Genomic DNA, 7,174 nt, shown 5'->3' with positions numbered 1-7,174 from the left:
AATTCGCATGGAGAGACGCGAAGCTCCCGTTGGTGATAACGGACAAACTGCCGCCGCTTGACGCGTTGGGTCGCACAGTGTGGGTGACGCGCCATCGTCCAAAAATCGACCGGATTGCCTGTCCTTGGCTCATTCGTCGTTTTATCGACCCAAAGGCACAAATCCTGTTTGTTGCCGCCTCACAGGTGGGCAACGTGGCTGAGCGCTTCAATGCGACCCCATTCGACATCGAGGATGTGTTTTGGAGCCATCGCGGCGAAACCTGCACGTTCGATACCATGATCGAGGAGTTCGGCATCGGCCATGAGGCGCTTGAGAGATTGGCCGTGATCGTGCGCGGGGCCGACACCAACAGACATGATCTGGCACCGGAGGCTGCTGGCCTTCTGGCAGCATCTTTGGGTCTGTCACGCATGTTCCGCGATGATCTGGAACAACTAGACGCGGGTATGCTGCTTTACGATGCCTTTTACCGATGGGCGCGTGACGCGACGAGCGAAGGGCATGACTGGCCTGCTGCTTCGACAAAGGCTTGAGTCATGAGCAGTATGAATGATGTCCAGACGGACCTGGCTCCGTCTCTCTCCGACGCGACCCGCGTGTGGTGGAAAATCGGAATCTTGTCCTTCGGCGGTCCTGCCGCCCAGATCGCACTGATGCATAAGGAGGTCGTCGAAGACCGTAGCTGGCTCTCCGAGCAGCAATTCCTGAATGCGTTGAGCCTTTGCATGCTGCTGCCCGGTCCGGAGGCGATGCAACTGGCCACATATGCCGGGTGGCGGCTTCACGGCACAATTGGCGGCCTTATCGCCGGGTTGCTCTTTGTCGTTCCCGGCGCGGCCGTGATCATGGCGCTTGCTGCGATCTACAGCATCTATGGCAATGTGCCACTGGTCGAGGCGCTGTTTTACGGCATCAAAGCCGCCGTCCTGGTGATCGTCGTCGAGGCATTGTTGCGGGTCGCCAAGAAAGCGCTGTCGCAGAAAGTGCATTGGGTGATCGCCGCTCTGGCGTTTGTCGGGATATTCTTCCTATCGATCCCCTATCCGTTGATCGTTCTCATGGCGGGCCTGTTCGGCTGGTTCATGGGAACCGCAGACATGGATCGGCAAACCGTGGACATGGCGCATGTCTCGGTAGGCAAGACGGGCCTGACAATTGCTACCTGGATGGCGATCTGGCTTCTGCCATTGCTGGCCCTCGGTTGGCTGGGCGCGCCGGACCTTCTTGTCGAGGTAGGCAGGTTTTTTTCCACACTCGCCGTCGTGACCTTCGGCGGGGCATATGCGGTTCTCGCCTATATGGCGCAGGATGTCGTTGTTCAGTTCGGCTGGCTGACGGCAGGCGAAATGGTCGACGCGCTCGGACTGGCGGAGACCACGCCAGGCCCGCTCATCCTCGTAACGCAGTTCGTCGGCTTCCTCGCCGGGTTCAAGGAAGGCGGACTTCTGCTTGGCCTCAGCGCCGCCGTGGTGGCGCTTTGGGTGACGTTCGCGCCCTGTTTCCTATGGATATTTGCCGGTGCGCCCTACATCGAATGGATTTCGAACCAACCGAGGCTGAAAGGCGCGCTCAAGGCGATCACTGCGGCGGTCGTCGGTGTCATCCTCAATCTTTCGCTCTGGTTTGCGCTGCACGTGTTGTTCACCAATGTGAGCCGCGAGACCCTGGGCCCTGTGACCTTGTGGCGACCGGACCTCGCCACAATCGAATGGCTCGCCGTAGCGCTGTTTCTGCTCAGCTGCTTTCTAGCGTTCCGGCTGCACTGGGGGATTATCAGGATTTTGCTCGTTGCCGCGTTACTGGGGGCCGCTCTGAGACTTTTTCTGTGAGCCCCCCACCTTTTCCCACCAGATTTTCGACCTACTGAAAGGACATGAGATGACAGACACTCCCAAGCCCGCGCACGGACCGACCCAAGAGCACTTTGTGAGGGGACTTCCGTTCAAGGCGCACAAGATTGAGGGCTTCACGCCTGAACTCCTGGAGCACTACTACGAGGACACCTATGGTGGGTCCATCCGAACGTTGAATGAGGTCGAGACCAAGATCGCGGCCTCCCGGCGGGCGGGATCGCCGACAGCCGATCTTGGATCATTGATTGCGAAGCAAGCAAACCCTCCGATGGGGCCTAAGGCAAAGCGGACGTGCATTAACAGTTGGTGAAAGGCAGCAAAGTCCGCACAGCGGTTGTTCGCGAGCAGCGCAGCGAAGGTCTACAACCCGTAATCATGCCCTCGGTCGCGGCGGGCATGAACTTCGCGCTCCTGCTCTTGTTCCAGCTCCTTGGTGCGCTGCCGCTCCTGCTCCTGCGCGGTGTGCTGTTCCTCGGCCTCGCGGCCCTCGCGCAACGCGGAAACGCGATCTCCGAACGCCTCCCGGTCGATCCCGGTTGCCGCGGCCCGCAACCGCGCCGCCAGATCGTCCGGAACCTCCCGCTCTGAGGCATCGGCTTCATGCTGCTCCCGACCCTCTTTCCGACCTTCCCACGCTTCGCGCAGCCGCGTGGCAAGGTCGGGTTCCTGCTCCCGGCCCTCACGCCCTCCGGCAAGCGCCAGCTCGGATTGCTCCGGCCCGAGACGGTCCAACACGCGATCCGCCGCCCGGTCGAGCCAGTCGCGGACATGACCGGCCAGCTCGCGGGCGACCTCCATCACCTCAGCCGCGCGGGCCTTGGCCTCGTGCCAGGCCCCGACCCGCCCGACCTCGATGCCGCGTTCTTTCATCTGCCACGCGCCGGGGGAAAGCTGGGGCAACGGCGGTCGGTCCAGCTCAATAGCGCGCACCGTCTGCACCAGCTCCGCGCCCTCGTCGCCGCGCTCCCGCGCCGCCGATGCCAGCTCAAGCGCCTCGTCCCGCTGGGCCTCCAAGGTCCGGTGATCCACGCGATCCTCGATGCCGGCGCGCTTAAGGGCGATGTTGCTGTCCCGCGCCCAGGCTTCGCGCCAGCCTTCCAGAACCTCGACCTTGTTCCAGTCGCGGTTTTTGGTGGTGAAGCCCTCGGGGCCAATCTCGCGGGTGGTCAGCAGAATGTGGGCATGGTGATTGCGATCATCGCCATCGCGCCCTGGCGCGTGCAGGGCGATATCCGCGATCATGCCACGGTCCACGAACTGTTCCTGGGCGAAGTCCCGGACCAGCTCGACACGCTGCGCATGGGTCAGCTCGGCAGGCAGGGCCACGCGCACCTCGCGGGCGACCTGGCTGTTCTTCCGGGTCTCGGCTTCCTCGACGCGGTTCCACAACTCGGATCGGTCGCGGCCCCAATCCGGTGCATGATCCGGGGCGAGGATTTCGGTGTGATCGACACCGCCCCGCGCGGCGTAATCGAAGGTCAGCCCGGTGCGGCGGTCTTCGATACGCTCCGCCACACGATAGGCAATAGCCGCTGTGGCGCTGCGGCCCTGACTGCGGGAAATCATCGAAGCTCTGAGATGATAGATTGCCATTCTGTGCCGCACTTTGCTTAGGGGTCGAGGGGAAACGCTAGTCTCCCCCGCCCACACAAACGCGCAGCGTTTGTATAAGTGGGCACTTCGTGTCTTGCACCTTGCCTCAACCTTTGCCAGAAATCAACAGATGTCAGGAACGCGGAGGTCAGAATGGCGCGGAGTATTGATCAACAGATTGCAGCGACGCAGGCCAAGTTGGCTCGTCTGAAAGAACGCCAGAAGGCCAGCGAAACTCGCCGCAAGATCATCGTCGGATCAGTGGCAATATCCAACGCGCTGAAAGACCCGGAAAAGGCCCGCGCCCTCGCCGCCCTCCTGCGTCGGGCCGTCACCCGCGAAGTCGATCAGAAAGAGCTGGTCGGATTGCTGGAAGAACTGGATGGCGTCGCTGCGAAGGCGGAACGTCCATGAGCGTCAAAGACCCCTTCCAGCAGCTCGTTGATGAAATCACCCTGATCCGGCAGGACATGGAACGCCTGAAGCGGACCAGTCTGGACAAGGAAGATGCCGAAGCCCTGCACGAAATGCTGGCCGAGGGTGTGGATCGGATGTGCAAGGTTGGCCCCGAAGTCCAGAAAGCCGTCGAGATGCGTTTGCTGGGGGTTGCGGCAGTGCTCCGGGAAGAGACCGCCAAAGCCGCTGCGAGCGCCGCTGAGGGGGCTATCGCGAAAACCCGGACCGAGAGCCTCGAAGCCGCCCGGAGCCTCTCACAGGCCGCCGGAGAGGCCCGCAGGCAGGCGTGGCGCTACTTTGGCGGGTTCTGGGTGTGGTTGGCCTCCATGCTCGCCACAGGGGCCGTTCTGGGCCTTCTGCTGGCCTATGGCATGGAAACGGCCAAGTCGGCCCTCTCGGTCGATGATCTGGTGCGCTACAACTGCGGTAGATCGTGGTTCGGTGGGCAGGTCGTGGACCAGGACAACGGATCCAGCTTCTGCGCCTTCTGGATCAGGCAAGTACCGCAAGGGGAGAATTGAGGAGCCACCGACCTCCTTCCCATTCTCAGCACAATCCGACCGTTGCCACAGGCGTTGAAAGGCGAGATTGGGGATAACCCTTCCCCTCCCTGCCTGACCCACCCCATCCGGTTGGCGTTTCGCCAGCGGTATGTACGAACATCATCAGCAATGGTGCGAAAAACGCACTGACAGATAAACAGGCTCCTCCGTCGCCTGTGTCAGTCAAAAACTCCACCCCCGCCCGATCGTTCGCCAGCTTACTGACGAGCGCTACCGATCGAACGAGCGTGGATTTTTTGCCCTCCTATAGATCATTAGAAGGCGGAAAATTTCGAGCCAATAAAAACAAGGACTTAAGGGGGGGGGGTAGGTCACAGCTGTGACCTACCCCTAGCTCATAGCTGTGACCTAGGTCTGCTCGAAATTTGAACAAGCTTGACCGATATTTGACGGGTCAGTATGGTCGAAATTAGAGCAGCCAGATAAAGATATGCTGCAGATTTAACTGATATTTGAACATGGATGAGCTAGGGGTAGGTCATGGATGAGCTAGGGGGAGAACGGGCAATGCTTCCGGCAAAGAAGCAGCGGGGACACTTCGTCCAAACCGACCGCGCAGCGCATGAAGCGTGGGGTCGGCTGGCAGTTAAGTCGCCCGCTGCCGGGGCGTTGCTGCATGTCCTGGTGGCGAATGTCGGGGAACAGAACGCTATCGTCGCCTCGCACAAAGTGCTCGCAAAACTCATGGGTTCCTCGCCTGCAACAGTGAAGCGCGCCATCAAGATACTGGAATCCGGGAACTGGGTCGAAGTTGTCCAGATTGGCGCAAGTGGCACGGTAAACGCCTATGTTCTGAATAGCCGCGTGGCGTGGACAGAAGGCCGTGACAAGCTCCGGTATTCGCGCCTGCAAGCCGAGGTTCTGGTCAGCGAGGATGAACAACCCGCTGGTGCTCTCGATGCGGCCAAGGAAGAGTTGCACCGCCTGCCCCGTGTCGGTGAGCTTCAGCTTCCAGCCGGTCAAGGTTTACCACCCGTTTCTCAGCCATCCTTTCCCGGTCTAGAACCAAGCTTGCCCGCCTTTGGCCATCCTACTGAAGATAGCGAATAGGGGTATTCACCGTGGCTAATGTTTCCATCCGTGAGGCGGTAAAGATTTACCAAGTATCCCGCCCAACACTCACAAAAGCACTGAAAACCGGCAAAGTTTCTGGTGTTCAGGATGGGAAAGGCCAGTGGCAAATTGATCCTGCAGAACTTGCCAGAGTTTACCAGCCACGGACGGAAAGCGCGAAAACAGGTGGACAAGATGAACCAGATAACTTTACCAACAAGAACACCCACTTGCCCGGTGAAGTTAATACGCTGAAAGCACAGTTGGCAGAGGCCGAACAACGCGCCGCCGTGGCCGAGGCACTGGCGGAAGAGAGGGGGAAGCACATCGAGGACTTGCGCCGGATGCTGCCTGCCCCGCAAGAGGCACAACGCCCCGGCTGGCGCTGGCCGTGGAAAAGGTGACGGAACAGAATGGCAGAAGAAACCCCACCGCCGCGCGTTGCGCCAACCGTCAAGAGTGCTCCGCGCATCCGTCAGGTGTATTGGTGCAAGCTACCCGACGACGCCCAGTTGCCCGAGTTCTGGAAAACACGGCCCGTGCTCATCATGTCGCTGAAAACGACCCTTCACGGCAAAGTCACAGTGCTGCCTTTCTCTACCAAGTCGCAGCCTGACAACCCACATGCTTACCCTATGCAGTCCCCGCTACAGGCGAAACAAGCGTGGGTGATCTGTGACCACCTGATGACGGTGGCCGTAAGCCGCCTAAGTCCACCTGGGCGAGTGATCCCGCGCATTTCCGAAGCCGATTTCGAGCACATTAAAGAGCGCGCGCTCAAGAATCTCCCATACTGAAAATCTTGACTCTGTGGCCACAGGATGCTACCTAAGGAGCCAGATACGGCGCGGGCAACCGTGACCGCTTCCCTTAGGTGGGAAATAGATGCGAAGGGGTGGCTAGTCCGCCCCTTTCGTTTTTTAGACCTTCTTCATGAAATATCTACCGTGTGAGTTCCGTCAGCAACTAGGTGCGCCGATAGCAAGGGCATCGAGCGTGAAGACCTCAAATATCGGAACGCTCGATGCCCTTGCGGGTTCAGTAAAGCAGCCGTTCATGCAGAGCGCGGCGAAATCTGACTCGAGCCCTTACTTCGGGATTTCTGCGATGCAGCCAACGGCGGCTCTTGGGTTTGACACTTGAAGCGATGGCATCTAGAAAAGTAATTCAGGGGTCCGCAAGAACCCCGTGAGGCGCCAGCCCAATCTTGCATCCTTCCAGTTCTCGCTCTTTGCATGGAGGATGCTTTATGGCGTCGTACAATGAAATCCCCGTATCTGCTCTGGCCCGTCTGATTGGGACTCCCTATTGTCCAACCCTTCTCGATGTGCGCATCGATGAAGATTTCGACGATGATCCAAGACTCATTCCCGGAGCTTACCGCCACCCGTTCAATTCTGTCGTTGATCTGGCCGAAACGCTCAAAGACCGGTCAGTGGTGGTCTATTGTCAAAAGGGCCTCAAGATTAGTCAGGGAGCTGCGGCCTTGCTGCGCGCTTCAGGAGTTAATGCAGAAGTCCTTGAAGGCGGGCAATTCGCATGGAGAGACGCGAAGCTCCCGTTGGTGATAACGGACAAACTGCCGCCGCTTGACGCGTTGGGTCGCACAGTGTGGGTGACGCGCCATCGTCCAAAAATCGACCGGATTGCCTG

10 protein-coding genes are annotated in these 7,174 nt (G+C 59.6%); 9 read left to right on the top strand and 1 reads right to left on the bottom strand.

Annotated elements, in window-relative coordinates:
- The 3 genes from QO033_RS24985 to QO033_RS24975 form a co-directional block, all read left to right on the top strand.
- Positions 1–536 (top strand): chromate resistance protein ChrB domain-containing protein (locus tag QO033_RS24985; RefSeq protein ID WP_284483411.1); only part of this gene is annotated, 536 nt, incomplete at its 5' end.
- A gap of 3 nt (positions 537–539) precedes the next feature.
- Positions 540–1,832, top strand: a complete 1,293-nt coding sequence (chrA, locus tag QO033_RS24980) for a chromate efflux transporter (protein WP_043872398.1) — start codon at positions 540–542, stop codon at positions 1,830–1,832.
- 49 nt (positions 1,833–1,881) lie between these two features.
- Positions 1,882–2,166: a hypothetical protein gene (locus QO033_RS24975; RefSeq protein WP_043872399.1), complete on the top strand. Its 285-nt coding sequence runs from the start codon at positions 1,882–1,884 to the stop codon at positions 2,164–2,166.
- Between the two features lie 50 nt (positions 2,167–2,216).
- Here QO033_RS24975 and mobQ read toward each other — a convergent pair whose 3' ends face one another.
- Positions 2,217–3,449 (bottom strand): MobQ family relaxase, encoded by a 1,233-nt coding sequence (gene mobQ, locus QO033_RS24970; RefSeq protein WP_082033416.1) that lies wholly within the window; start codon positions 3,447–3,449, stop codon positions 2,217–2,219.
- Positions 3,450–3,602: 153 nt separating this feature from the next.
- Here mobQ and QO033_RS24965 point away from each other — a divergent pair, with 153 nt between their 5' ends.
- From QO033_RS24965 to QO033_RS24940, 6 genes are all read left to right on the top strand, one after another.
- Positions 3,603–3,863 carry a hypothetical protein gene (locus QO033_RS24965; RefSeq protein WP_043872400.1) on the top strand — a complete coding sequence of 87 codons (261 nt, stop codon included), beginning with the start codon at positions 3,603–3,605 and terminating at the stop codon, positions 3,861–3,863.
- Positions 3,860–4,426 (top strand): hypothetical protein, encoded by a 567-nt coding sequence (locus QO033_RS24960; RefSeq protein WP_043872401.1) that lies wholly within the window; start codon positions 3,860–3,862, stop codon positions 4,424–4,426. The genes QO033_RS24965 and QO033_RS24960 overlap by 4 nt, the downstream gene beginning before the upstream one ends.
- A 522-nt stretch (positions 4,427–4,948) precedes the next feature.
- Positions 4,949–5,518, top strand: a complete 570-nt coding sequence (locus tag QO033_RS24955) for a replication/maintenance protein RepL (protein WP_074743504.1) — start codon at positions 4,949–4,951, stop codon at positions 5,516–5,518.
- Between the two features lie 11 nt (positions 5,519–5,529).
- Positions 5,530–5,925: a hypothetical protein gene (locus tag QO033_RS24950; RefSeq protein ID WP_050686563.1), complete on the top strand. Its 396-nt coding sequence runs from the start codon at positions 5,530–5,532 to the stop codon at positions 5,923–5,925.
- Positions 5,926–5,934: 9 nt separating this feature from the next.
- Complete coding sequence (locus QO033_RS24945; protein WP_050686564.1) at positions 5,935–6,318, top strand: type II toxin-antitoxin system PemK/MazF family toxin; 384 nt, start codon at positions 5,935–5,937, stop codon at positions 6,316–6,318.
- Positions 6,319–6,770: 452 nt separating this feature from the next.
- A partial coding sequence (locus tag QO033_RS24940) for a rhodanese-like domain-containing protein (RefSeq protein ID WP_284483410.1) occupies positions 6,771–7,174 on the top strand: 404 nt, incomplete at its 3' end.

Source organism: Pseudodonghicola flavimaris (assembly GCF_030164425.1).
GTDB classification, from domain to species: domain Bacteria; phylum Pseudomonadota; class Alphaproteobacteria; order Rhodobacterales; family Rhodobacteraceae; genus Pseudodonghicola; species Pseudodonghicola flavimaris.
Note: the sequence above shows the minus strand (reverse complement) of the source record. Positions and strands in the feature narration are given on the sequence as shown.

What these genes read in the sequence shown, in the direction of transcription:
- chrA (WP_043872398.1), top strand. Translation starts at nt 540, where the DNA reads ATGAGCAGTATGAATGATGTCCAGACGGACCTGGCTCCGTCTCTCTCC.
- QO033_RS24975 (WP_043872399.1), top strand. Translation starts at nt 1,882, where the DNA reads ATGACAGACACTCCCAAGCCCGCGCACGGACCGACCCAAGAGCACTTT.
- mobQ (WP_082033416.1), bottom strand. Translation starts at nt 3,449, where the DNA reads ATGGCAATCTATCATCTCAGAGCTTCGATGATTTCCCGCAGTCAGGGC.
- QO033_RS24965 (WP_043872400.1), top strand. Translation starts at nt 3,603, where the DNA reads ATGGCGCGGAGTATTGATCAACAGATTGCAGCGACGCAGGCCAAGTTG.
- QO033_RS24960 (WP_043872401.1), top strand. Translation starts at nt 3,860, where the DNA reads ATGAGCGTCAAAGACCCCTTCCAGCAGCTCGTTGATGAAATCACCCTG.
- QO033_RS24955 (WP_074743504.1), top strand. Translation starts at nt 4,949, where the DNA reads ATGGATGAGCTAGGGGGAGAACGGGCAATGCTTCCGGCAAAGAAGCAG.
- QO033_RS24945 (WP_050686564.1), top strand. Translation starts at nt 5,935, where the DNA reads ATGGCAGAAGAAACCCCACCGCCGCGCGTTGCGCCAACCGTCAAGAGT.